Genomic DNA, 22,216 nt, shown 5'->3' with positions numbered 1-22,216 from the left:
CGGGAGCCGCCTTGTCCTCGACCTCCACCGTTCCCTCGCACCGGGCCGCCCGTCCGTCCCCGCGGCCGCGCCTGAGCACCGTCCTCCAGCTCGTCGCCCGGCGGCTGCACTTCCTGGCCGGTATCGTGGTCGCGCCCTTCCTCGCCGTGCTGTGCCTGACCGGGCTCGTCTACGTGTTCAGCCCGCAGATCCACGACAGCCTCTACCGGTCCGACCTGCACGTGAACCAGGTCGGCGCCGCGCCGCGCCCTCTCTCCGAGCAGGTCCGTGCGGCCCTCACGGCGCACCCGGAGGGGACGCTCGAGTCGGTCCTGACCCCGCCCGCTCCCGACCGCACCACCCGTGTGGTGCTGGCGGTTCCCGGTCCGGCCGGGACCACCGACCGCACGGTGTTCGTCGACCCGTACACCGGGTTGATCAACGGCGAGCTGACCACGGTCGAGAACCGGCTGCCCGCGAACACGTGGCTGCGCCGGCTGCACGGCGATCTGCACCTGGGCGCGCCGGGCCGGCTCTACGCCGAGCTCGCCGCGAGCTGGGTTCCCCTCGTCGCCGTGGGTGGCCTGGTGCTGTGGCTGGCCCGCACGCGCCGGAAACGTCCGCTGCGCGAGGTGCTCGTGCCGTCCACTCGGGACAAGACGGGGTGGACGCGGTTGCGGGCGATCCACGGTGCCGCCGGCCTGTGGCTCACGGCGGGGCTGCTGGCGGTGGCGGTCACCGGGTTGGCGATGAGCCAGTTCGCGGGTGGTCGCGCGGACGCGGCGGCCGACCCGGTCCACCTGCGGGCCCCTGTGCTCACGGCGGCGCCGGTGCCGGTCCGGCCGGGCGCCGGGCCGATCGGCCTCGACCGCGCGGTGGCGGCCGCCGAGGCCGCGGGACTGAGCGGCGAGCTGGCCGTTTCGGTACCGCCCCGGCCGGAAGCGCCGTACACCGTCACCGAGATCGAGGAAGGACTGCCGGTCCACCGCGGCGCGGTCGCGATCGATCCCTACACGGCGGAGGTGACCGAGCGGATCGCCTGGAGCGAATACTCGCTGCCGGCGAAGCTCAGCGCACTGGCCACCGAGTTCCACACCGGCACGCTGTTCGGCCTGGCCAACCAGATCGTCCTCGCGCTGGTCGCGGTCGCGACGCTCGTCCTGCTCGCGCTCGGGTACCGCATGTGGTGGATCCACAACCCGTACAAGGGGCGGTGGGCGTCGTTGCCGCGCCCGGTGTGGCGGCAGCTGGCCGGCGCGCCGCTGATCGTGACGCTGCTCGGAGTCGCGGTGCTGGCGTGGGTCCTGCCGCTCGTCGGCGCGAGCCTGGTGGTGTTCCTGGCCTTCGACGCTTTGCTGAGCCGGATCAAGCGACGCTCGGCGTAGTGGCCTTCCGTTCCCCGAGGTGGTCGCGGACGTCGCGCACCGCCGCAATTTCCGCTGCGACGTCGATTTCGGCCGAACCCGGGAACCGGGTTCCGTTCAGCACCCCGGCTTGGTTGGCGCAGACGAAAACCACCTGGTTTCGACGGCCCGCACACAAGCAGGCGATGATTCGGCCCGTCGACGGCGAGGCCGAGACTGGGCTCGGGGAAGGCTCTCTCGTAGTCGAGCAGCATGCCGACCCGGCCGCGCACACCGTTGCCGGACACGCAGGCCGCAGCCGAGTACCGCTCGCCTCGTGGATCTGCTTCGGTGTAGCTGGAGCACACCACCATTTCCGCGGCCAGCGCAGTACCGAACGCGACGTCCCGCCCGAAGTGAGCGGCGACGGTGGCGATCCGGGATGGCGTCACCCGTTCCTCTGTTCGCCGCTGCTTGATCGTCATCTCGTGCATGGTTGTGGACGAATTTTCAACAATTGCACTGTCGGCAGGGGTGGGTCACCTATTTGTCCTGTCGCCGTTTGTTCGCGAACCCGGCGGGTAAGGCGGTGGTTTGGCCGGTTCGACGATCGAGGAGAGCACTGTGGACGAGGACCAGGTAAAAGCTGTGCTGGCGGCGGAAGGGCCGTTCGCGTCGGTGTTCCTCGAAGATTCGCACGACACCGAGGACGCGGAGCGGCAGCTCGAGCTGAAGCTGCGGGAGATCGCCGCTCGGCTCGGCGAGCAGGGGGCCGGCGACGCGACGGCCGAGGCGGTCGTGACGGCGATCCGCGACAGCGAGCCCCCGGTCGGCCGGAGCGGGCGCGGTGTCGTCGCCGCCGGGGGCCGGGTCGTGGTGGACCGGCGGCTCGCGGACGCGCCGGCCACCCAGGTCGAGCGCGTCTCGCCGCTGCCGTACCTGCTGCCGTTCTTCTCGCACGGCTCGCCGTCGATCCCGTACCTGCTGGTGACGGTGGACCACCGGGGCGCGGACCTGGTGACCCACGACGGCGAGGGCCGCGAGGTCGCCACCGAGACGGTGACGGGGGAGGACTGGCCGCTGCACAAGGTGCGCGGCGGCGGGATGGCGCACCGCAGGATGCAGGCCAACGTCGAGGAAACCCGTGACCAGAACCTGGAGGACGTCGCCGGACACGTCGCCGAGCGGGTCGCGGCGCTGCACCCGGGGCTGGTGCTGCTGGTGGGGGAGGTGCAGGCGCGCCGGGCGTTGCACGCGAAGCTGCCGACGGCGATCCAGGACGTCACCCGCGAAGTGGACGCCGGCAGCCGGGCCGCGGGGGGCTCGCGGGAGGACCTGGAGCAGGAGATCCGGACCGTGCTGGCCGGTGAGCGGCTGAAGGTGCTGGACGAGCTGGCCGGGAGTTTCCGCACCGGGCTGGGCCGGGAGGACGGGCTCGCGGTGACCGGGCTGGCCGAGGTCGTCCGGGCGCTGGCCGAGGCCAACGTGGACACGCTGTTGATCGGCGACCCCGGCGACGCCGAGGTCTGGGTCGGCCGCAACGCCGGCGAAATCGCGCTGGACCGCGACGGGTTGGCGGCGTTCGGCGTCGAGGACGGACGGCGGCAGCGGGCGGATGAAGCCGTACCGTGGGCGGCGCTCGCGTCGGGCGCCTCGGTGACGGTCATGGACGAGCGGGTCGACCTGAAGGAGGGATTCGGGGCGATCCTGCGGCACTCCTGATCGTCCGGCCGCGTTCCTCGCGGTCGGTAGGCGTGTGGGCAGGTCAGCGTGGTGCCGGGAAAGTGGCGAGTCCCGCTTCGGCCAGGCGGGCCGCCCGCCGGACGTCGCCGGCCACGCGGAACTGGATCCGCCACAGGCCGAGGAGTGCCGCCGCGGCGACTTGGGGTTCGGGTCGTCGGGGTGCAGCCCGGTCCGGGTGGCGAGTGCTTCGGTGGCGATGTCGACGAACCGGTCGGCGATGTCGCTCTGGTAGGCCCGCAGCGACGGGGTGTTGCGGATCAGGTCGCCGAACTGCCGACACTGCGCCAGCGCGCGGTCGGCGTCTGCGGCGAGGGCGGTGGCGAGGACGTCCCGTTCGGGGTCGAGGATCGTCAGCATCGCGCCGACCGGGGTCAGCGCCGGGTCCGGCAGGTGGGTGCGCAACGCGTCGGCCGTGGCTTCGAGCCGGTTCCAGGAGCAGCGCCTCCTTGCTCGGGAAGTAGACGCCGCAATGGGGTTGCTGGCCACCGGCGGTCGCGAGCTCGTCTCCGTGCGGGACATCCCACGGCCGTCGGCGCCGGTTTCCGGGTGGCTTCCGCGCACTCGTCGTGTTCGCGCTGGTCGCCGTACAGTTCATCGGCCACGGTGCGCCGACGCAAGCGAGCGTGGCGCTCGCAGCCGGCGCCCGGGGTTCCACAGTCAGGCGCGGGCGAGCACTTCTCCGTGGGGGATCAGCAGCCAGCCGTCGGGGTGGTCCGCCCAGGTCAGCCACGCCTGGGCGATGGCGTCGAGATCGGCCTGGGTGGCCAGTCCGCGTTCGAGGGCCATCTTGCCGACGGACGAGTGGATCCGCTCAGCCCACATGTCACCCCACGTCGAGCGTTCCTCCGGGGTTGCGTAGCACCACACCGAAGCGGACGGTGTGACCTCGGTGAACCCGGCTTCGTGGGCCCACGCGAGCAACCGCCGGCCGGCGTCGGGCTCGGCGTCGTTGCCGCGGGCCACCTCCCGGTACAGGTCCTGCCAGTCGTCGAGGCGGGGGTCCTCGGGCCACCAGCGGAACGCGCCGTAGTCGGCGTCGCGCGCTGCGACGACTCCACCGGGGCGTGTCACGCGCCGCAGTTCGCGGAGGGCGGCGACGGGGTCGGACAGGTGCTGGAGCACCTGGTGGGCGTGGGTGACGTCGTAGCTGTCGTCGGGATCGGAGAGCGAGTACGCGTCGTCGACGGCGAACTCGACGGACACCCCGCGCCGAGCGGCGTTCGCCCGGGCGGCGGGGAGCGGGGCTTCGGTGATTTCGACTCCGCGCACCCGCCCGGGCGCGACGGCTTCGGCGAGGTCGGCGGTGATGCTGCCCGGACCGCAGCCGACGTCGAGCAGGTCCAGCCCCGGGCGGAGCAAGGGCAGGAGATAGGCCGCCGAACTGGCCGCGGTGCGCGCCGCGTGGCTTGCGACGACGACCTCGGCGTGGCCGTGGGTGTACACGTCCTTCCCTGCCATGGCCAACCCCATCATTCTCGAATGGTGAGACAACGTGTCCGCATTATGAACTCTACGCCGGGTTGGCCGCCCGGGCAATGGACTGCCGTAGCCGTAGAAGACGGCCACAGTCCACCGAGGACGGTTGTCACGCCTTGAGGTCGAAACCCGTGACGTACCAGGATCCGGCGTGCTTCTCCACGCGGAAGCTGAGGGCGAACGAGCCGGTTTCGCCGGTGGCGCCGATGAGTTCGAGACTGCGCAACGTACGGCCGTCGAGCTTGACCGCCGTGTCCGGCACGGTGACCTTGTCGCCCTTCGCCGCCACGGCGGCGACCTCGACCTTCCCCTCGGGAGGCAGGGTGACGCCCGGTTTCGCCCAAGCCGAACGCAATGACTTCGCGCTCGCCGAAGCCGCGGGCTCGGCACACAAGGACTGGGCGTCCTGACCGGCGGGGAGTGCGGGAGCACTGGACAGGCACGCCTCGACGTACTGCTCCTGCAGGATCTGGGTGACCCAGCGCTCGACGGCGGCGCCGGGCGTCTCGGCGCCGGAAGCGGGTTGCGCCGCCGACGTCGGGGCGGTGCCGCTCGACGGCGGGGCGTCCGGGCTGGTCGTGGCCGGGCTCGCCGACCCGGCCACGCGAACCGGGCCGCACGCCGCCGCGAGCAGGACCATCGGTGCCACCAGCGGGACGATTGCCCGGCCGGGCAGGGACTTTCTCCTCGTTCGGCCGCTGCGACCGGCTTCGAGCTTCATCGGCGGGATCCTGGTGTCCGACGGGAGGCGTCGTCAACCGGCGACGGGCAATTCTGCCTTTTCGGCCACTTCCGGAAGTCGGCTCGTCAGTCCCGGCGTCGTCACGGACGCAGGAGGTGGCGGATCGTCCGCCGGCGGGCCGCGGCGTTGTCCCGCCGGGGATCGAAGACCGCGTCGAGCAGGGTCAGTACCTCGTCCCGGGCGGCCCTGGTGCGCATGATCCGCCGCCACAGCCACAGGTTCAGCGCGTGGCGGCCGGGTGAAGCGGTGGCCAGGCGGATGACGTTGGTGACGTTGCGTCGGACGCTGTCCGGCAGGGTGCGCAGGTCGGAACGCTGCTCGAGCAGTATTTCCGGCAACACGTCCAGGCCGTGCTCGGTCATGAAGCCGAAGTCGGTCCGCCAGGCGGCCGCCCCGAGGTAGTCGACCATCCGGCACCAGCCACGCAGGAACGTCAGTTCGAGCGGCGCATACGGAGCCGGGTCGATGCCCGCGATCTTCGTGACCACGACGTCGAGACAGGTCTTGTGCGCCTTCCACAGCGCGATCCGGAGCGGCTCGAAGTCGGTCGTGGCCCGGGTTTGCTGCACCATCGCGAAGTAGCGCCGCCACTGCTCGACGCTGGGTGCCAGCTCGTCCGGCACCACGCCGCCCCGCACGTACCCGAACCGGGCCGGGCCGGGGGCGTCGGCGATTTCGAGCGGAGCGACCACGCCGGCCCCTTGCGCGCCCAGCCACGGGAGCACGCTCAGCGTGTAGTTGCCGTAGGCCCACGGCGAGTCCGGATCGATCGTCCCGTCAGCGTGCGTGGTGGCGCCCAGCCGCCCGGTGCGGCACTGCCACTGGAGCTGGAACGTCCAGGCCCACAAGGGATTGTGCCGGTTGTCGGCGCCGAACAGGCCGCCCGCGTTCGTGGCCGCGATGAGCTGCCGGTAGGCCGCCATCCGGTGCTCGAACCGGAACGGGTCGAACCGGTCCGTCAGTTCCGCCGCGGAAACCCAGACCGCGTACAGGTCCAGGCCGGCCAGTTCCCGAGGGTGGACGGAGCTCACGAACACAATGTAGCGCGGTCAAGCGGGTCGACCCGGCTTGGCGAGCAGCCCAGTGGGGCCTGCGGTGGCCGTTGTTCAGCGGGTCGGGAGGTCGATTTCGGTGTGGCGCGTCGCCGACGTCGACGCCACGGCGGGCCATGATGATGCCCTTGGCCTGCCCGAATCAGTCCCGGCTCTCGCTTCGTGCAGGTGCGCGGCCTGGAGTACGGCGCGGGTGACGGCGTCGGTGGTGGGTGTCCGCCGCCGACGACGAGATCGGGCGAACCCGGCACGGCGGGAGCGCCTGCCTTCCGGTTCGAGCGGCAGTCTCACTCCTTCGGTTGATCACCAAGCCCGAACCAGCGATCCCGCTCGCCGGGCGTGGTCACCTGTGTTTCGTTGACTCCGTGCCTTCGTTTCGCCTCGCCCACGTTCTGACCGGCTCGGTTCTCTCCGCCGGCGTTGCGGTGCTCGCGGTAGCCGAGCCGGCGGTCGTCCCGGTTGCGCGGACTTCCGCGCCCGCCTCCGCGGTGCTCGTCCGCTTGACGACTTCGCCGGTCGAGGCGCTCGGTCTCGAGGCCTACACCGGCCGGTACGGCGTCGCGGAGTCCTCCGGTCCCGGACAGACCGACAACGGGGACCTCAACGACCCCGACGGGGTTCTGCGCAGGATCGGCGTCGCCACCGAGCAGGCCCGGACCGTCGCCGACCCGGCCAGGAACTGGGCGCAGGCGCAGCTGACGGCGCTGGAGGTGAAGCTCGGGCGGAAGCCGTTCCTCAAGGTGGCTTCGCTCGACTCCTACGCCGAATGCGTACCGCCGCCGGTGGGCCCGTGGGCGCTGGCGTACAACCGCACGAACGGCGGCACGATCGAGGTGCTCGGGCACACCGTGCGGCCGGGCCGGAACGGGCTGAGCGTGACGGGAGCCCAGCTGGGCGCCCGTGAGATCGGCAAGAGCACGCTGACGGTCGTGGTGACGCCGATGCAGGACCCGTCCGCGCAGAGCCGCCAGGGCTACGCCCGGGCCTGGCTGGACATCGACGTCACCGCGTCGCTGAAGGACAACGACGGCAAGCCGGTGTACGACGGGCCGTTGACGTCGTTGCGGCTCGGCGAAGCCGAGGCGCACTGCGAGCCCCGGCCGCCGACGACCACCCCGACCAGTTCGAAAACGACCACGCGAACCACGTCCTCCACGCCGACCTCGACCTCGACCTCGACCTCGACTTCGGCATCGACATCGACCTCGGCGACGACGACCGGTGCCACCGTGACGGCGACGACCGCGTCGAGCACTGCGGCCGGCTCGCCGTCTCCCGGCTCGCCCGGCAGCCCGCCGACGACCGGCGGCCTCCCCGGAACCGGCGTCGCCGGGCTGCCCGCCCAGGCGGCCGCGCTGCTGGTCCTGCTCGGGGCCGGCCTGACCCTGCTCGCCGTGGCGCGGCGACGAGGTGACCGCTGACCCGAGGCCGGGTCTTTCGCCCGGCGAGGCGTGCATCGCCGCTACTATCCCCGGGTCGTCGAGTGCCGCCCACGCGGCCGGCGCGGGTCCGGGAGACGAGGGAAGCGAGATGACCAAGGCGTTGATCATCGGCGGAGGCATCGCCGGACCGGTCACGGCCATGGCCCTGCAGAAGGCGGGCATCACTTCCGTCGTCTACGAGGCCCAGGAGCCGGGTGCGGACGACGTCGGCGCCTTCATGACGATCATGAACAACGGCTTCGACGCCCTGCACGCCATCGACGCCGACAAGCCGGTGCTGCAGGCGTCGTTCCCCGCCGATCACGCGTTGTTCTGGAGCGGCTCGGGCAAGAAGCTCGGCGAGGCACCCATCGGCAGCGGTACGGCCGGCGCGTACGGGCCGCACATGATCAAGCGGTCCGAGCTGTACCGGGTCCTGCACGAGGAAGCCACCCGCCGCGGGATCACGATGGAGCACGGTGAACGGCTCGGCGACGTGGACATCTACGCCGAGCACGGCATCGCGGCGTTCTTCGAGGACGGCTCCCGCCGCGAAGGCGACCTGCTGATCGGCGCCGACGGCGTCCACTCGGCCACCCGCGAAATCATCGACCCGCACGCGCCGCGGCCGCGCTACACCGGAACGGTCGTGTTGTGCGGCTACGCCCGGCAAGCGCCGGTCGAGCCGATGCCCGGCGTGTACCGGATGATCTACGGCAAGCGCGTCTTCTTCGCCTACACGACCGCGCCGGACGGCGAAACGTGGTGGTTCGTGAACATCCCGCGCCCGGAGCTGTCCAAGGCTGAGCTGGCGGCGACGTCGCTGGAGGAGTGGAAGCGGCAGGCGACGGCGCTGCTGCGCCGGGACCGGTCACCGGCGGCGGCGATCGTCGAGGCGTCGGAGCAGATCCGGGCGAACAACGGCTACGACATCGCCTCGACGCCGCGGTGGCACGCCGGTCCGATGATCGTCATCGGCGACGCCGCCCACGCTGCGGCGCCGAACGCCGGCCACGGGGCGTCGATGGCGATGGAGGACGCCGTCGTCCTGGCCAAGTGCCTGCGCGACCTCCGCGAACCGGCGGCGGCGTTCCGTGCCTACGAACAGCAGCGCCGGGAGCGGGTCGAGCGCCTGGTGGCGACCAGCGCGAAGATGGGCGGCACGGCCACGCCGGGGCTCGTCAAGCGGCTCATCCGGGACATCGCGATCTCCCGACGGCTCAAGAGCGGCCCGCGCAACACCGCGGCGTGGCTCACGCAGCACCACATCGAGTGGACGGACTGATCGCCGCTAGGTTCGCTCCGAACCCGGTGACGTGACTGTCACCTCCGGGCCGGTCGAGCCGCCGTACGTGGCGATCTTGTATTCGGTCGCGGCGAGCGACAGCGTCAGTTCGCGGATGCGCCGCCGGATCGTGTCGCGGTGCTCGACGAGCATGTCGAGCCGCTCGGGCACGGTGTCCGCCCCGGCGTCGACGAGCTCGATGTAGTGCTGCAGGTCGCGCATCGGCATCCCGGACAGCCGCATCCGGGTCAGGAACACCAGGCGCCGCACCGCTTCTTCGTCGTAGACGCGGTATCCGCTGCTGTCGCGGCCGACCTCGACGAGCCCGGCGCGTTCGTAGTAGCGGAGGGTGTGCGGCGAGATGTCGAGCATGTCGGCGACCTCGGCGATCGTCATCGGCTCGGTCATCCCGCCCACGTCGGTCAGCCGGTGGATCGCCTCGACCGACACGTCGTCTTCGCCCAGCATCGCCAGCGCCCTGGTCAGCAGTTCGTCCGTGGCCATGCCGTCCAGCCTAGATCGGCCGCGAAGAGGGCGGGACGTCGGCGAAATCGGCGCTGCGGGCGGTTTCGGCCCACCGCTCGACGCCTTCGAGGTCGCGCCGGTAGGCCCGGGTGAGCCGCTCGACGGCCTCGCTGCCCAGCGGCAGCCGCAGTGGCACGTCGTCGCCGTGCACGAGGGACACGAGGATGTCCGCGGCCCGCACCGGGTCGCCTTCCTGGCGGCCGTCGGCACCGGCCATGTCCGCGCGCACCCGGGCGAGCACGTCTCGGTAGGTCTCGGACGGCTCGGCGAACTCCAGTACGTCGGCCTCGTTGAACCCGGTGCGGAACCGGCTCGGCTCCACGAGCAGCACCCGGATCCCGAACCCGGCGACCTCGCCGGCCAGGGACTCCGACCAGCCTTCGAGGGCGAACTTCGACGCCGAATACGCCGACACCCCGGGGAAGGACTGCCGCCCGCCCTGGCTGCTCATCTGCACGATCGTCCCGGTCCCGCGCTCGCGCATGGCGGGCAGCGCCGCGCGGACCAGCGCGGCCGGGCCGAACAGGTGCAGGTCCATCAGCTCCCGCAGCTGCGCGTCGCTGATTTCTTCGACGGCGCCGACCACCGCCCGGCCGGCGTTGTTGACCAGGACGTCCAGCTGCCCGAAGTGGTCGATGGTGTCCTTCACGAGGTCCGCGGCCGCGGTCGTGTCGCGGGCGTCGAACTTCACGACCAGGCAGCGGTTCGGGTACTCGGCCTCCAGGGCGGACATGCTTTCGGGCCGGCGCACGGCGGTCACCACGTTGTCGCCCGCCGCGAGCGCCGATTCCGCCAGGGCGCGCCCGAGGCCGCGGGTCGCGCCGGTGATGATCCAGGTCTGTGTCGTCATGCCGGCGACGTTAAGGCTTCGAGCGCGCTCGAACGCAAGTCCGCAGGCGAAGCGGACGTCCGGCCCGTGCGGGTGCGGCGTGGCTTCGGCAAGCCGTCACGGTCAGTGCGCGAATCTCGTGGTGGCTGACCCGGCGGTGGCAGTCGCTCCCCGTTTGTCCCAGGGCCTGCCCTGCGTTGCTTTACTTCCGGAACCGGCTGGACGGGATGCCGTCCCACCTTGGGTTGACGATGATTCCGGAGCACGCCTTTCTCGGGCAGGATTGATCAAGGGGGCAATTCGACGGAAGGGCGATCGTTCGATGAGTGTGACGGCCGAAGATCGGGTGAAGATCATTTTCTCGCTGTTCGACGTGGACCGTAACGGCTACCTGGAGGAGCGTGACTTCTCGACGATGGCGGCGAATGTGGTGCGCGCGGCCGAGGGATCCGGTGCGGCCGCGAAACAGGCGATGGAAAGCGCCTTCGTGCACTATTGGCGGACCCTGGAACGCGAACTGGACCGGAACCGGGACGGCCGGGTGAGCTACGAGGAGTTCACGGCCTGTGTGCTGTCGCCGGAGCGGTTCGGCGGCACGGTCGCCGACTTCGCGGAATCCCTGGCGGCCCTGGGGGATCCCGACGGCGACGGGAAGATCGAACGTCCGGTGTTCACCGCCCTGATGGCGGCCATCGGGTTCGACCGGCCCAACATCGACGCGCTCTTCGACGCGTTCGGGCCGGACGGCGAAGACCGCATCGGGGTCGAGGTGTGGGCCGAAGGGATCAAGGACTACTACGACCCGGCGAAGGTCGGGATCGCGGGCGATCACTTGGTCGCGAACGCGGCCCGCTGAATGGGAAACCCTCGGGTGCGAGCGACCGTCGGACTGGCGGTCGGCCGCGGTACCGGACCGGAACTGGCCGACGTTTTCGCCGCCGCACTGGACCGGATCGGCGACCTGTTCTCGGCGGAAATCCGAATCACCCGCTCGGCTCGTACCTACCATTCCTATTTCTCGCTGGCGGAGGAAGGTGGCGCCGAGGAGATCCGCCGTATCACCCGTGCCGACGCGGAGCACTACGAACGGTTCTGCCGCGAACAGGCCCGGGCGGGCGTCACCGCGGTCTTCCGCACGGCGATGAACGCGCAGTCGCTGTACCTGGTCCGCGAGCGGCTGCAGGCGGTCAAGGTCGATGCGGTGACGCCGTCGCTGCTGATGGTCCGCGACCAGGTGCAGGGCTTCTACACCGGCGAGAACCGGCACGGGCCCGGAACGGTGACCCGCACCACGGTCTTCACCCGTGAACTCACCGAGAAGGTCATCGTGTTCGCGCTGCGCCGGGCCCGGGCGCAGTGGCCGGGCGCCGGGCCGGACCGGATCGTCCTGGCGTACAAGTTCCACCTGCTCGACGGCGCGTTCGGGGCGTGGGTGGCGGAGATCGCGCACCGCCACGGCGTCCGCGTCGAGCTGTGCCAGCCGGACACCGTGAACCGGAACCTGATCGAACACGGCTTGACCGGGCGGACGCTGGTGGTGGCGGGCAACGAGTGGGGCGACGTCATGCACGTGGTGCTGCTCGACCGGTTCGGCGGGGCGCGGCAGGAGGACCGGTGCACTGAGAACGTGCACCTGCACCCGGAGGTGGCCGGACTGGTCGAGTACCAGACCGTGCACGGGTCGGCCGACGACCTGGCCGGCACGGGCCGGGTCAACCCGACCGCGACCCTGCGGGCCGCGGCGGCGATCGCGGAGCGCCACGCGGGCTGCCCGGGTGCGATCGCGGCGCTCGAAGACGCCCTGCGAGCGGCCCGGAGCCGGGGCGTGGGCACCCCGGACACCGGTGGCACGCATGCGACGGACGAGGTCGTCGCGGCGGTCTTGGCGGAGCTGCGGCCGGCCACCGATCAGCTCCCGGTGGCCGGGACGTGAGGTCGGGGCTGGTCGTGGTGGACCTGCAGAACGACTTCTGCACCGGACCGGTCGCGACGGCCCGGCACGGTGACCCGGCGAAGCTGGAGCGGCTCGCGGCGAACGCGGCGCGCGCGATCGACCTCGCGCGGGAGGCCGGCGTCGAGGTCGTCTTCGTGCGGTTCGCCGGGAACGTCGAGTTCCAGCGGCCGAGCTGGCGGCGCCGCGACCGGCTCCTCGGCAAGCGGCCGAAGTGCCGGGAAGGCAGCTGGGGTGCGGAGTTCCACCGGGTGGCGCCGGCGGTGGGCGAACGCGTTTTCACCAAACGCGCGTGCTTCGACGCGTTCCTCGTCGACGGCTTCGGCGGGTACCTGCGCCACCGGGGGATCGGGCACCTCGTGTTCGCGGGTGTCTACGCCGACGTGTGCGTGGATTCGACCGCGAGAACCGCGTTCCAGCTGGGTTTCCACCTCACGATCCTCACCGACTGCACGACGGCGCTGCACCGCGGCGACGAGGAGGCGGTGCGGTTCATGGAGGTCGTCTACGGCGCCCGGACCGCCACGCACGACCAGCCGGCGAGCTGGACGAGGTTCCCCGAGGAGGAGGACGAGTGGGCACCACCGCAGACCTCGACCACGGAGTCGGCCGGACCGCGCTGATGGTCGCCGCAGCACGGGCGATCGAGGCGACTCGCCCCGATTCGCTGGCGCACGACGGGTTGGCGCGGTATTTCGTGCGCGCTGCGGCGCCTGCGGGCCGGTGGCCGGTGCGCTGGAGCGACGTACCCGGCGGGCCGGCGAACCCGCTGTGGGGGCGGCTGGGCCGGTACTTCGGTCTGCGCACCCGGGTGCTGGACGATTTCCTGCTCGGCGTCACCCGCGACGGAGCTCGGCAGGTGGTGTTGCTGGGAGCCGGGCTGGACACGCGGGCTTTCCGGCTCGGCTGGCCGCCCGGGTGCCGGGTCTTCGAGCTGGACCGGCCCGGCGTGCTGGCGTTCAAGCAGGACGTCCTCGACGACGCGGGGGCGAGGGCGGAGGCGGCCCGGGTGACCCTGGCGGTGGACCTGGGCGGCGACTGGGCGGGACCGCTGCGCGAGGCGGGGTTCGATCCGGATCGCCCGTCCGTGTGGCTGGCGGAGGGGCTGTTCCTCTACCTGCCCGCGGACGCCGAGCGCCGGCTCGTCGAGACGGTCGACGGGTGGGCTGCGCCGGGCAGCGCGTGCGCGTTCGAGGCCAAGTTCTGGCACGAGACGCCGGCGGTCCGCTCGGGACCGGTCTACCGCGCGGCGCGCGAGCAGATCGGGGTGGACCTGACAGCGCTGTTCGACGCCGAACCCCGCCCGGACTCCGCGGGGGCGCTGCGAGCCCGCGGCTGGGCGACGTCGGTGCGCACGCCGTTTGAATTCTCGGCTGAGTTCGGCGCCGGTCTGGATCCGGTGCCTGACGACGCATTGGCGAGCAACCGGTGGGTCTTCGCGCTCAGGTAGGCGTCATGGACCGGTCCGGTCAGGGCGCTGGTCGGTGACCACGCAGAAGGGCACCTTCGCCGCTTGCGCAGCGGCAGTCAGCGTGAGCAACCCGACGACACCGGCGGCTCCGAGGAAACTCGCCTGAATTCGAGAAGTGCCGTGGGTCGATGCGACGAACGGCGTGGGCCGATCGAGGTGCCGATCGCGTTGCTTGATCACTTCTCTTGACAAGGAGCCGGAAAAGCCCATACATGGACAGTGGTTCAAACCACTCGTCAGGAGTTGAGCTATCGTGGTCAAACTCGGCCGGATCACCGCGTTGCTGGCAGGTGCCGCCCTCCTGGCGGCCATGACGACAGGCACGAGTGCGGCGAGTACGTCCGCCGCGCCGCGCAAGAGCGGGCCGATCACCGTGGCCTACGTCGAGGTGAACAACAACAGCATGCTGAACGTGGGCAAGTACGCCCTCGCCCAGGACAGCGGCAACGTGTTCGACATCGGCGTCATCTTCGCCGCCAACATCAACTACGACACCGCGACGAAGTCGGCGTACCTGTACTTCAACCCGAACGTGCAGCGCGTCCTCGACAACGTGAGCACCCAGGTCCGCCCGCTGCAGGCCAAGGGCATCAAGGTCATGTTGTCGATCCTCGGCAACCATCAGGGCGCCGGGTTCGCCAACTTCCCGTCCCAGCAGGCGGCCGCGGCCTTCGCCAAGCAGCTGTCCGACGCCGTGGTCAAGTACGGGCTCGACGGCATCGACTTCGACGACGAATACGCCGAGTACGGCAACAACGGCACCGGCCAGCCCAACGCCAGCTCGTTCGTTCACCTCGTCACGGCCCTGCGGGCGGCGATGCCCACCAAGCTGATCTCGCTGTACAACATCGGCCCGGCCGCATCACGGTTGTCCTACGGCGGCACCGACATCACCTCGAAGTTCAACTACGCCTGGAATCCGTACTACGGCACCTGGGGCGTACCGAACATCGCCCTCCCCAAATCCGGGCTTTCCCCCGCGGCGGTCCAGATCGCGGCGACCTCCACCAGCACCGCCGCCAGTCTCGCCCAGCGAACCGTGAACGAAGGCTACGGCGTGTACCTGACCTACAACCTCGGCGCCGCCGACTCGCACACCTACATCTCGAGCTTCACCAAGCCGCTGTACGGCAAGGACGCCGTGTACCGGCCCTAGTGACCTCGGTGCCGGGGCCGGCTACCGCGGTCGCCGTCTCGACGTCGGTGACCCTGGCGTGCACCTTGATCAGCTGGGTGGACAGGTAGGCGGGTTCGTCGAACCACACCGATAGCCGCAGGTCCGGCGCAGCGGGTCGACGAGTGCTTCGGGCTCGACCCCGGCCGCGATCGCCGCTTGGTAGCGCTGAAGCCGCGCCTCCGCGTCTGCCGGCCGGTTTCGCGCCGCCTCCAGTGGCCCGCCGCTGGCCGGGCTGCCGTCCGATCCCAATAGGGCTGCTGCGGTTCGGTCGCGGTTCACACGCGGCCCGCTGTGCCCGACATGCCTGCACCGGATGCGCCACCCACCGCGGCCACCTCGCCCTCCCCGTCCGCGTCGGCGCCCCGTCATGACGTGCGCGCTGTGCAGGTACGGCAGCTATTCGCCTCCGCGACGGGCGGTTCGGCCGATCAAGGCACCGCATGCAGTGCGGTGCCGTGATCGACGAACCGACGGTCCTGGAAAGAACGTGTGCCAGAGCCACCATGCGCCGGGCCGATCTGCCGTGAGATTCCGCTCAGGCCCTTGAGCCGGACGTCGCGCCGGATTGCTTGGCGGGTTGTGTCGGATGCGCAGTCGCTCGTTCGTGGTAGGGAAGAGCTCGGCGCCAGGCCGGGCCGCACAGGGAAGGGGCTTCACCATGACGGGTAACTCGACACGCGAGAGCAGGCCGTTGCGGTTCGGGGTCGTGGCGCCGATCACCGCTGACCTGCCGGCCTGGCGTGACCAGCTGCGCGTTCTGGCCGACAGCGGTTACTCGACGATCTTGATGCCGGATGTGCCGCAGTGGCAGCCGGCACCGGGGCCGGCGCTCGCGGTGGCGGCGACGATCACCGACCTCCGGGTGGGCACCTGGGTGTACGCGTCTCCGGTCCGGCCTGCGTGGATCACCGCGTGGGAGGCCCACTCGTTGTCCGTGCTCACCGATGGTCGTTTCGAGATGGGCATCGGCACCGGCCGGCCCGGGATCGCCGACCAGCTCCGTGAGCTGGGCCTGCCGGTCACCCCGGCGGGCCGGCGGTTGAGCCAGGTGCGTGACGTGGTCGCGGCCCTGCGTGACCTCGACGGGCCGGACCGGCACACGCCGGTGGTCATGGCGGTCGGCGGCCCGAAGGCGCAGGCGCTCGCCGCCGAACTCGCCGACACCGTGACGTTCGTGATGCCACAGATCGAGACGCGGATCGAGACGATGCAGCGGGTAGAACGCTTCGACAACCGTCGCGGTGCGGAATTGGCGTTGCACGTGCCGGTGGTCGGCGATTCGGTCGCGGCGTTCATGGCCGGACCCGACACCGACCCCGCCGCCGTCCGGGCCGCGGACTCGCTGGCATTCCTGCCCAACGATCCTTCTGCCGCTGCTGAGGAGATTCAACGGAGGCGGGAGGAGATCGGGTTCTCCTACTTCGTGGTCGGCGCCGAGGCCGCCGGTGTTCTTGCGCCGGTCGTTGCCGAGCTGGCTGGACGGTGACCGCGAGGGCATGCGCCCGAGTGCGCCACCCTCACGCGCCGGCACGGCGGCAGCTTCGACTGCGCCCCTCGTGCTGATGATCTAGCGGTGGTCCTGCAGCGCTACGGTCGGTGACAACGCGGAGCACGGAAAGCGGAGGTTGGTGTCGGGTGGGGGAGGCCGGTTACCCGGTGTCGATCAAGGGCGTGCTGGTCCGGGATGGCCGAGTCGTGCTGATGCACAACGAGCGCGACGAATGGGAGCTGCCGGGCGGCCGGATCGAACCCGCGAGTCGACAACTAGGATTCGCCGCGTCGGGGCGGGCTGAAGAACGGGCTGCGGATCAGAAGACGGTCGGCCGGAGCAGGGCGTCGATGCCCCCGTCGACGACGAACTGGGCGCCGTGGATGAAGCCCGCGTCCGGGCCGAGCAGGTAGCAGGCCAGTGCCGCGATCTCGTCGGGCCGGCCGTGCCGGGGGATCGGGGCCGTGAAGCCGCGGATCGCTTCGCCGTAGCGCGGGTCTTCGGCCGTGGCCGCCAGCAGCGGCGTGTCGACCGAGCCCGGGGCGACGGTGTTGAGGCGCACCCCGGCCGCGCCCCACTCGGCCGCGCGCCGGCGCACGGCCACGGTCAGCGCGTTTTTGCCCGCCGCGTAGGCGAACTGGCCTCGGTAGTCGCCGCCCGCCGCGACGGCGTCGGCGATCAGCGACTCGTCGCCGGTCTCGATCGCCTCGGTCAGCGGGTTCTCCTCCCACTTGAGGTGCGTGGAGGCCACGGACGACACGACGACCGCCGCCGCGGCCGTTCCCTTGCGCAGCGCGGGAAACAGGCCATCGATGACGGCGACGGTTCCGAAGTAGTTGACCTGGGCGATCCGGGCGACGTCGTCGACGTGCGGGCCGAGGCCGGCGCAGGCGACCAGGCCGTCGAGCACGCCGTCGCAGCGGTCGAGCACGCCCTCGACCGCCGTGGCTCGACCCTCCGTGGCGGCCAAGTCGGCGGACACGTCCGCCGTGTGCAAGTCGACGCCGATGACCCGGTGCCCGGCATCCCGCAGCCGTCTGGCGGTGGCGGCGCCGATACCGGACGCGCTGCCGGTGACGGCGACGGTGCTCATCGGGGTTTCCCTTCGGTGGCCAGCACGCAGCGGGTGCCGGAGTAGATGGTGGGCATGCAGCGGTTGCAGTGGACGCACAGCGACCGCGCGTCCGCGTCGGCCCGCATGCGATGCAGGAGATCGGGCTCGCGCAGCAACGCCCGGGCCATCGCGACGAACGCGAACCCTTCCGCCATCGCCAGGTTCATCGTCTCGACCGTGGTGATGCCGCCGAGCAAGATCAGCGGCAGCTCCAGCGCCGCGCGGAACTGGCGGGCGCGGTCGAGCAGATAGGCCTCGCGGTAGGGGTACTCGTGCAGGAAGAACCGCCCGCCCAGGCGCAGGCCGAGCCGGGCGGGCTGGGGGAACGCGGCCGCGAAGTCGCGGACCGGGGCGTCGCCGGTGAACAGGTACATCGGGTTGAGCAGCGAACTGCCCGCGGTCAGGGCCAGGGCATCGAGGCCGCCGTCGGCTTCCAGCCACTGGGCGAACTGGAGGCTTTCATCGAGCCAGAAGCCGCCGGGGACGCCGTCGTCCATGTTGAGCTTGGCGGTGATCGCGATCCGGTCGCCGACGGCGTCGCGCACCGCGCTGGCGATCGCGCGGGCCAGCCGGGCGCGGTTGGTGAGGCTGCCGCCGTAGGCGTCGGTGCGGTGGTTGAGGCGTGGGCTGAGGAACGAGCTGACAAGGTAGTTGTGACCGAAGTGGATTTCCACGGCGTCGAACCCGGATTCCAAGGCGGTGCGGGCCGCACTCGCGTGGGCTCCGACGATGCGGTCGAGGTCGGCGGGGGTGGGGGCGCGCGTCGGGCGCAGGCCGAGCGGGCTGAACCGGCGGGTCGGCGACAGCGCGGGCAGGCGGTTGGACGCCGCGTTCGCGACCGGGCCGGCGTGCCCGATCTGCGCGCAGGCCGCCGCGCCTTCGGCGTGGATCGCGTCGGTGAAGCGGCGCAGCCCGGGGACGGCTTCGGGACGCATCCAGATCTGGTGGCGATCGGTGCGGCCTTCCGGCGACACCGCGCAGTAGGCCAGGGTGGTCATCCCGACGCCACCGCGGGCCGGGCGCCGGTGGTACTCGATGAGCTCGTCGGTGACGTGCGCGTCCGGCGTGCGGCCTTCGAACGTGGCGGCCTTGATGACGCGGTTGCGCAGTTCGACCGGGCCGAGGCGGGCCGGCGCGAAGACGTCCGGCGCGCTCACGGCGCGTCCAGCCCGGCGACGACGAACGACCGGACCGCCTCGGCGGGCAGCCGCGGCTCGGCCGGCGCCGGGGCGCCCGGGGCGCCGAACACCTGCAGTAGCAGCTGGAAAGCCAGCACCCAGCGGGTGGCGGCCTGCTCCCCGGTCAGGTCGGGACGGGCCGCGCGCAGCATCCCGATCCACGGATCGAGACTGAACCACGGCGACGTCCAAGGCAGCCGCTGGCCGGAGAAGAGCACCCGGGCGAGCAGGTGCAGCCGCAGCCGGCCGACGGGGTCGGCGGCCAGTTCGGTCAGCGGGGCGAGGACGGCGTCGACCAGGTCCGCAGCGGCGGGCACCCACCCGTCCCGCCGCCGGCGTTCGACGTCGTCGAGCAGGCCGCTCCACACGGGCGCCAGCCGTACTTCCAGCATGGCGGCGACCAGCGCTTCTTTGGAGCCGAAGTGGTAGTGCACGGCAGCCGGGTTGAGCCCGGCGGCCGAGCAGATCCCCCGCACGGAAACATCGTCGTAGCCGGCGGTCAGCAGCAGCCGTTCCGCGGCGGCCAGCAACCGCTCGCGAGTCGAGTCCACCGTCGCTTTCATGCGTCGAGTAGAGCATCGAGCGCGGTCGGTTTCAAGCATTGATTGAATCACTGATGGGGTCGACGACCCGGTCGTCGACCGCGCTCATGGCCCGGCAGCGAGGTCAACAACTTCGGCACCACCTGCGTCCTGTGAGCCTTCGCCTCGCTGCTGCGCGACGGTGGCCGGCTCATCGTGGTCGCCACTTCGCTGGGCACACTGCAGCACCTCGCGCCCGTGCTGCACGACCGCTTCGACGGACTGTCCTCTTTGGACTAAGTGGACAAGCCGGTCGCCGCGTGGCGGTACGCCGTGCGCGACGGCAGCGACGGGCCCGGCTTCGTCGACATCCCCTCCGGGATCGGCCAGGTTGCCGCCGTCCGCGCCCTGGCCGCACTGCGCCGCGAGCCCGACACAGCACACGCCATCTGCTCGCCGCTGTCTGCCCCGGCATGATGAACACCCCCACCTCCGCCTAGTGGTGAGACGTCAGCGCGGTCCAACCCCGACCACTACGGCCAGCTCATCCGCAACGGACAGGTACTGCCCCGGGCCCCGGCAGTGTGCTGGGGGAGGGCGCCTTTCCAGAGCTGAGGAGTTTCCAGCCTGGAACGAAGGTCGGTCTCTTGCGCGCGCTGATGACCGTTGCCCCCACGCTCGAGTGAGCCTTCTGTCCAGCGGTCGTCAGGTGCGCTACTCAGCTGTGCCGATCCAACTTCTGGAAGTAGTGACGCTGGGGTCGGCGATGTCTTCGCGTCGCTGGCGCCAGGCGAAGGCGTACGCCTCGGCGTGGGCGTCGGTCAGGGGTGATTGAGCACACTGAGGTCGTGTTCCGGTGTGCGAACCAGGTCAGGGATGAGCGTCGAAGGGCAGACTGCTGTCTGGTCGGCGAGGTGCTCGTAGTGCCAGCCGATCACTGCGTGGTCCCGGTGATCGGTGTCAGGCGTCCGTATTCACGGTTTCGGTGTCAGCGAGATGCGGGCCGGAGGTGGACGGGCAGGCTGGTGTGCCCGTTGGACAGGAACGTGGGCAGGGTGGTCAGTTTCTCCGGCGGCACGGCGAGGGTCAGGTCCGGAAAGCGGTCGAACAGCGCCGGGAGCGCCACCTCGGCTTCGAGCCGGGCCAGCGGCGCGCCGGGGCAGTGGTGCACGCCGTAGCCGAAGGTGAGGTGTGGTGCGGCCGCACAGGTGATGTCGAACTCGTCGGCGGTGTCGCCGTGCTGGGCGGGGTCGCGCCCGGCGGCGCCGAAGCCGACCAGGATCGCGTCGCCGCGGCGGATCACCGTGTCGTCCACCTCGATGTCCTCGACCGCGTACCGCAGCGGCGTGTACGGGATCGGCGCCTGCCAGCGCAGCGTCTCCTCCACCACGGTGGTCCAGGACTGTCGCCCGGACCGGACCAGGGCGAGCTGATCAGGGTGGGTCAGCAGCGCGGTGATGGCGTGGTCGAGCAGGTTCACCGTGGTCTCGTGGCCGGCGGTCATCATCAGCATCAGCGTGTCGACGAGCTCGGTTTCGGTCAGCGCGCCGTCCCGGTCGTCGCGCGCGGCGATCAGGGCGCTGGTCAGGTCGTCGGCGGGCGCCGCGCGCTTCTGCGAGATCAGTTCGGTGAACAGGGCGTATGCCGCCGCCACGTTCGCCTGGGCCTGTTCGGCGGTGATCGCGCTGTCGAAGAAGCCGTCCACTACTTCGCGGATTCCGGCCTGTTTGTCGCCCGGGACGCCGAACAGCCGGCAGATGACCTCGATCGGCAGCGGGTAGGCGTACCGCGCCCGCAGGTCGACGGACGCGTCACTGGAATCCGCCTCGATGGCGTCGAGCAGGTCCCGGGTGATTTCTTCGACTTTCGAGCGGAGCGCCTCGGTGCGGCGGACCGTGAAGGCGGCGGCCGTCAGGGAACGCAGCCGCCGGTGGTCGGCTCCGTAGGCGGTGAACATGTTCCGGATCGACACCCAGATCCGCAGCGGCCAGTCGTCGGCGATTTGGCCGTTGGTGAACGCGGGCCAGTGCTGGAACGCGTCCTTGGACACCCGGGGGTCGGCCATCAGCCGACGGAGGACGTCGTTCCCGGTGGCGGCCCAGGCTGGAACGCCACCGGGCAGTTCGATCCGGGTGACCGGCCCCCGTTCTCGCAGGCGGGCACCCTCGGCGTGCACGTCGGAGGCGTGGACGTCGAGGGTGATCGGCTGTTCCATTCTCATTTCCCCACCGGTTCTCGCGCGGATCCCGGCCGAACTGGGATACGGAATACGGCTGCGGGTCGGCGCGCGTCCGAGATGCAGATGCGACGGCGAAAGAGTCGCTGTTTTTCAAACCCGGCACTGCGTGGTGACTACGCCTGCGGCGGTGATCCAGTACATGGCCTTCCGGTTTCTCGCTATGGTGTCACCCCCTAAGGATCGCGCGATCGACAGCATTGATAATTGTGCCATCGCGAGGACGTGGCTCGCGTGCCCTCAACGAGTGAAATGACGAGCGAACAGTGCTGATTCGCCATCCCAATGGAGTCACCCGCATGGGGGGTATTAGAGCCCGGATCAGGTGAACAATGGGTGACCAATTCGATTTCTCGACGGGCAGTCCGAGTTTCCGTCCGCCCCAGCTACGACGTCTGCGATCCGAGCGGTTTCCTCGGCGGCTCGTCGGACGTCACGCTCGACCGACCTGACCGAGACGACCGGCCCGGAACGGGCGGAGTACCCGCTCGCCGACGCCCGCCGCTCGGGCGGCACGGTGGACCACGGCACCGGCGCGCTCCGGAACGCGGTCCACGTCGAGGCCGGATCGGGGCAGTTCGCGGGCGGCGCGGCGACGGCGACCGGCGCCTGGGCGTCTGGGGGGCTCGTACGTCGGCTATCTCGGCAACGGCGGGACGCTGACGATCCCGCGCACCAACGGCC

At 71.0% G+C, this 22,216-nt stretch carries 21 protein-coding genes; 11 read left to right on the top strand and 10 right to left on the bottom strand.

Translation table 11 applies throughout. The annotated features are described in order from the left end of the window. Window positions 1-11: 11 nt before the first annotated feature. Together ACWDN5_RS05720 and ACWDN5_RS05715 are read left to right on the top strand one after the other, a co-directional pair. Window positions 12-1,364, top strand: a complete 1,353-nt coding sequence (locus ACWDN5_RS05720) for a PepSY-associated TM helix domain-containing protein (protein ID WP_449674805.1) — start codon at window positions 12-14, stop codon at window positions 1,362-1,364. Window positions 1,365-1,916: 552 nt separating this feature from the next. Next, window positions 1,917-3,044 carry an Rv2629 family ribosome hibernation factor gene (locus ACWDN5_RS05715; protein WP_449674803.1) on the top strand — a complete coding sequence of 376 codons (1,128 nt, stop codon included), beginning with the start codon at window positions 1,917-1,919 and terminating at the stop codon, window positions 3,042-3,044. 678 nt (window positions 3,045-3,722) lie between these two features. Here ACWDN5_RS05715 and ACWDN5_RS05710 read toward each other — a convergent pair. The 3 genes from ACWDN5_RS05710 to ACWDN5_RS05700 all read right to left on the bottom strand — a co-directional run bounded on the left by ACWDN5_RS05710 (window position 3,723) and on the right by ACWDN5_RS05700 (window position 6,314). Further along, complete coding sequence (locus ACWDN5_RS05710; protein WP_449674801.1) at window positions 3,723-4,523, bottom strand: methyltransferase domain-containing protein; 801 nt, start codon at window positions 4,521-4,523, stop codon at window positions 3,723-3,725. Window positions 4,524-4,650: 127 nt separating this feature from the next. Then, window positions 4,651-5,190 carry a hypothetical protein gene (locus ACWDN5_RS05705; protein ID WP_449674799.1) on the bottom strand — a complete coding sequence of 180 codons (540 nt, stop codon included), beginning with the start codon at window positions 5,188-5,190 and terminating at the stop codon, window positions 4,651-4,653. Between the two features lie 173 nt (window positions 5,191-5,363). Next, a complete protein-coding gene (locus ACWDN5_RS05700) occupies window positions 5,364-6,314 on the bottom strand; it encodes a Leg1-related protein (protein ID WP_449674797.1) in 951 nt (316 codons plus the stop codon). 386 nt (window positions 6,315-6,700) lie between these two features. Between ACWDN5_RS05700 and ACWDN5_RS05695 the strand changes: the two genes are divergently transcribed. Continuing rightward, the gene (locus ACWDN5_RS05695; RefSeq protein WP_449674795.1) at window positions 6,701-7,756 is read left to right on the top strand and encodes a hypothetical protein; all 1,056 of its coding nucleotides are present in this window, start codon (window positions 6,701-6,703) and stop codon (window positions 7,754-7,756) included. Between the two features lie 109 nt (window positions 7,757-7,865). Continuing rightward, window positions 7,866-9,041: an FAD-dependent oxidoreductase gene (locus tag ACWDN5_RS05690; RefSeq protein ID WP_449674794.1), complete on the top strand. Its 1,176-nt coding sequence runs from the start codon at window positions 7,866-7,868 to the stop codon at window positions 9,039-9,041. A 6-nt stretch (window positions 9,042-9,047) separates the two neighbouring features. Here the strand turns inward: ACWDN5_RS05690 and ACWDN5_RS05685 are convergent, their stop codons facing one another. Next, window positions 9,048-9,545, bottom strand: a complete 498-nt coding sequence (locus tag ACWDN5_RS05685; RefSeq protein ID WP_310971756.1) for a MerR family transcriptional regulator — start codon at window positions 9,543-9,545, stop codon at window positions 9,048-9,050. Window positions 9,546-9,555: 10 nt separating this feature from the next. Beyond that, window positions 9,556-10,416: an SDR family NAD(P)-dependent oxidoreductase gene (locus ACWDN5_RS05680; RefSeq protein ID WP_449674791.1), complete on the bottom strand. Its 861-nt coding sequence runs from the start codon at window positions 10,414-10,416 to the stop codon at window positions 9,556-9,558. On the opposite strand from ACWDN5_RS05680, the gene ACWDN5_RS05675 reads away from it, so the two are divergent. From ACWDN5_RS05675 to ACWDN5_RS05660, 4 genes are read left to right on the top strand one after another with little or no spacing between them, the layout of a single operon-like run. Next, window positions 10,298-11,251 carry an EF-hand domain-containing protein gene (locus tag ACWDN5_RS05675; RefSeq protein ID WP_449674789.1) on the top strand — a complete coding sequence of 318 codons (954 nt, stop codon included), beginning with the start codon at window positions 10,298-10,300 and terminating at the stop codon, window positions 11,249-11,251. The two genes, ACWDN5_RS05680 and ACWDN5_RS05675, sit on opposite strands and share 119 nt — an antisense overlap. A gap of 15 nt (window positions 11,252-11,266) precedes the next feature. After that, complete coding sequence (locus ACWDN5_RS05670) at window positions 11,267-12,328, top strand: isocitrate/isopropylmalate family dehydrogenase (RefSeq protein WP_449674787.1); 1,062 nt, start codon at window positions 11,267-11,269, stop codon at window positions 12,326-12,328. Next, a complete protein-coding gene (locus ACWDN5_RS05665; protein ID WP_449674785.1) occupies window positions 12,325-12,969 on the top strand; it encodes a cysteine hydrolase family protein in 645 nt (214 codons plus the stop codon). The genes ACWDN5_RS05670 and ACWDN5_RS05665 overlap by 4 nt, the downstream gene beginning before the upstream one ends. Then, window positions 12,921-13,796, top strand: coding sequence for an SAM-dependent methyltransferase (locus tag ACWDN5_RS05660; protein WP_449674783.1), 876 nt, complete (start codon window positions 12,921-12,923; stop codon window positions 13,794-13,796). The genes ACWDN5_RS05665 and ACWDN5_RS05660 overlap by 49 nt, the downstream gene beginning before the upstream one ends. A 3-nt stretch (window positions 13,797-13,799) precedes the next feature. Here ACWDN5_RS05660 and ACWDN5_RS05655 read toward each other — a convergent pair whose 3' ends face one another. Next, window positions 13,800-14,027: a hypothetical protein gene (locus ACWDN5_RS05655; RefSeq protein WP_449674781.1), complete on the bottom strand. Its 228-nt coding sequence runs from the start codon at window positions 14,025-14,027 to the stop codon at window positions 13,800-13,802. Between the two features lie 43 nt (window positions 14,028-14,070). On the opposite strand from ACWDN5_RS05655, the gene ACWDN5_RS05650 reads away from it, so the two are divergent. After that, window positions 14,071-14,973 carry an endo-beta-N-acetylglucosaminidase H gene (locus tag ACWDN5_RS05650; RefSeq protein WP_449674779.1) on the top strand — a complete coding sequence of 301 codons (903 nt, stop codon included), beginning with the start codon at window positions 14,071-14,073 and terminating at the stop codon, window positions 14,971-14,973. A 586-nt stretch (window positions 14,974-15,559) separates the two neighbouring features. After that, window positions 15,560-16,480 carry an LLM class flavin-dependent oxidoreductase gene (locus tag ACWDN5_RS05645; protein ID WP_449674777.1) on the top strand — a complete coding sequence of 307 codons (921 nt, stop codon included), beginning with the start codon at window positions 15,560-15,562 and terminating at the stop codon, window positions 16,478-16,480. A gap of 322 nt (window positions 16,481-16,802) precedes the next feature. Here the strand turns inward: ACWDN5_RS05645 and ACWDN5_RS05640 are convergent, their stop codons facing one another. Genes ACWDN5_RS05640 through ACWDN5_RS05630 form a run of 3 tightly spaced genes read right to left on the bottom strand, consistent with a single transcriptional unit; the run spans window position 16,803 to window position 19,338 of the window. Beyond that, the gene (locus tag ACWDN5_RS05640) at window positions 16,803-17,576 is read right to left on the bottom strand and encodes an SDR family oxidoreductase (protein WP_449674775.1); all 774 of its coding nucleotides are present in this window, start codon (window positions 17,574-17,576) and stop codon (window positions 16,803-16,805) included. Further along, window positions 17,573-18,754 carry an NADH:flavin oxidoreductase gene (locus ACWDN5_RS05635; protein WP_449674773.1) on the bottom strand — a complete coding sequence of 394 codons (1,182 nt, stop codon included), beginning with the start codon at window positions 18,752-18,754 and terminating at the stop codon, window positions 17,573-17,575. Before ACWDN5_RS05635 ends, ACWDN5_RS05640 begins: the two co-directional genes overlap by 4 nt. Beyond that, window positions 18,751-19,338 (bottom strand): TetR/AcrR family transcriptional regulator, encoded by a 588-nt coding sequence (locus ACWDN5_RS05630; protein WP_449674771.1) that lies wholly within the window; start codon window positions 19,336-19,338, stop codon window positions 18,751-18,753. Before ACWDN5_RS05630 ends, ACWDN5_RS05635 begins: the two co-directional genes overlap by 4 nt. Window positions 19,339-19,596: 258 nt before the next feature. Here ACWDN5_RS05630 and ACWDN5_RS05625 point away from each other — a divergent pair, with 258 nt between their 5' ends. Further along, a complete protein-coding gene (locus ACWDN5_RS05625; RefSeq protein ID WP_449674769.1) occupies window positions 19,597-19,773 on the top strand; it encodes a hypothetical protein in 177 nt (58 codons plus the stop codon). Between the two features lie 511 nt (window positions 19,774-20,284). Here the strand turns inward: ACWDN5_RS05625 and ACWDN5_RS05620 are convergent. Beyond that, window positions 20,285-21,511, bottom strand: coding sequence for a cytochrome P450 family protein (locus ACWDN5_RS05620; RefSeq protein WP_449674767.1), 1,227 nt, complete (start codon window positions 21,509-21,511; stop codon window positions 20,285-20,287). Window positions 21,512-22,216 lie beyond the last annotated feature (705 nt).

The sequence above is a fragment of the Amycolatopsis sp. NPDC003731 genome (assembly GCF_053586895.1).
The sequence above is the reverse complement of the archived record's forward strand: the minus strand, read 5'-3'. Positions and strand labels throughout refer to the sequence as shown.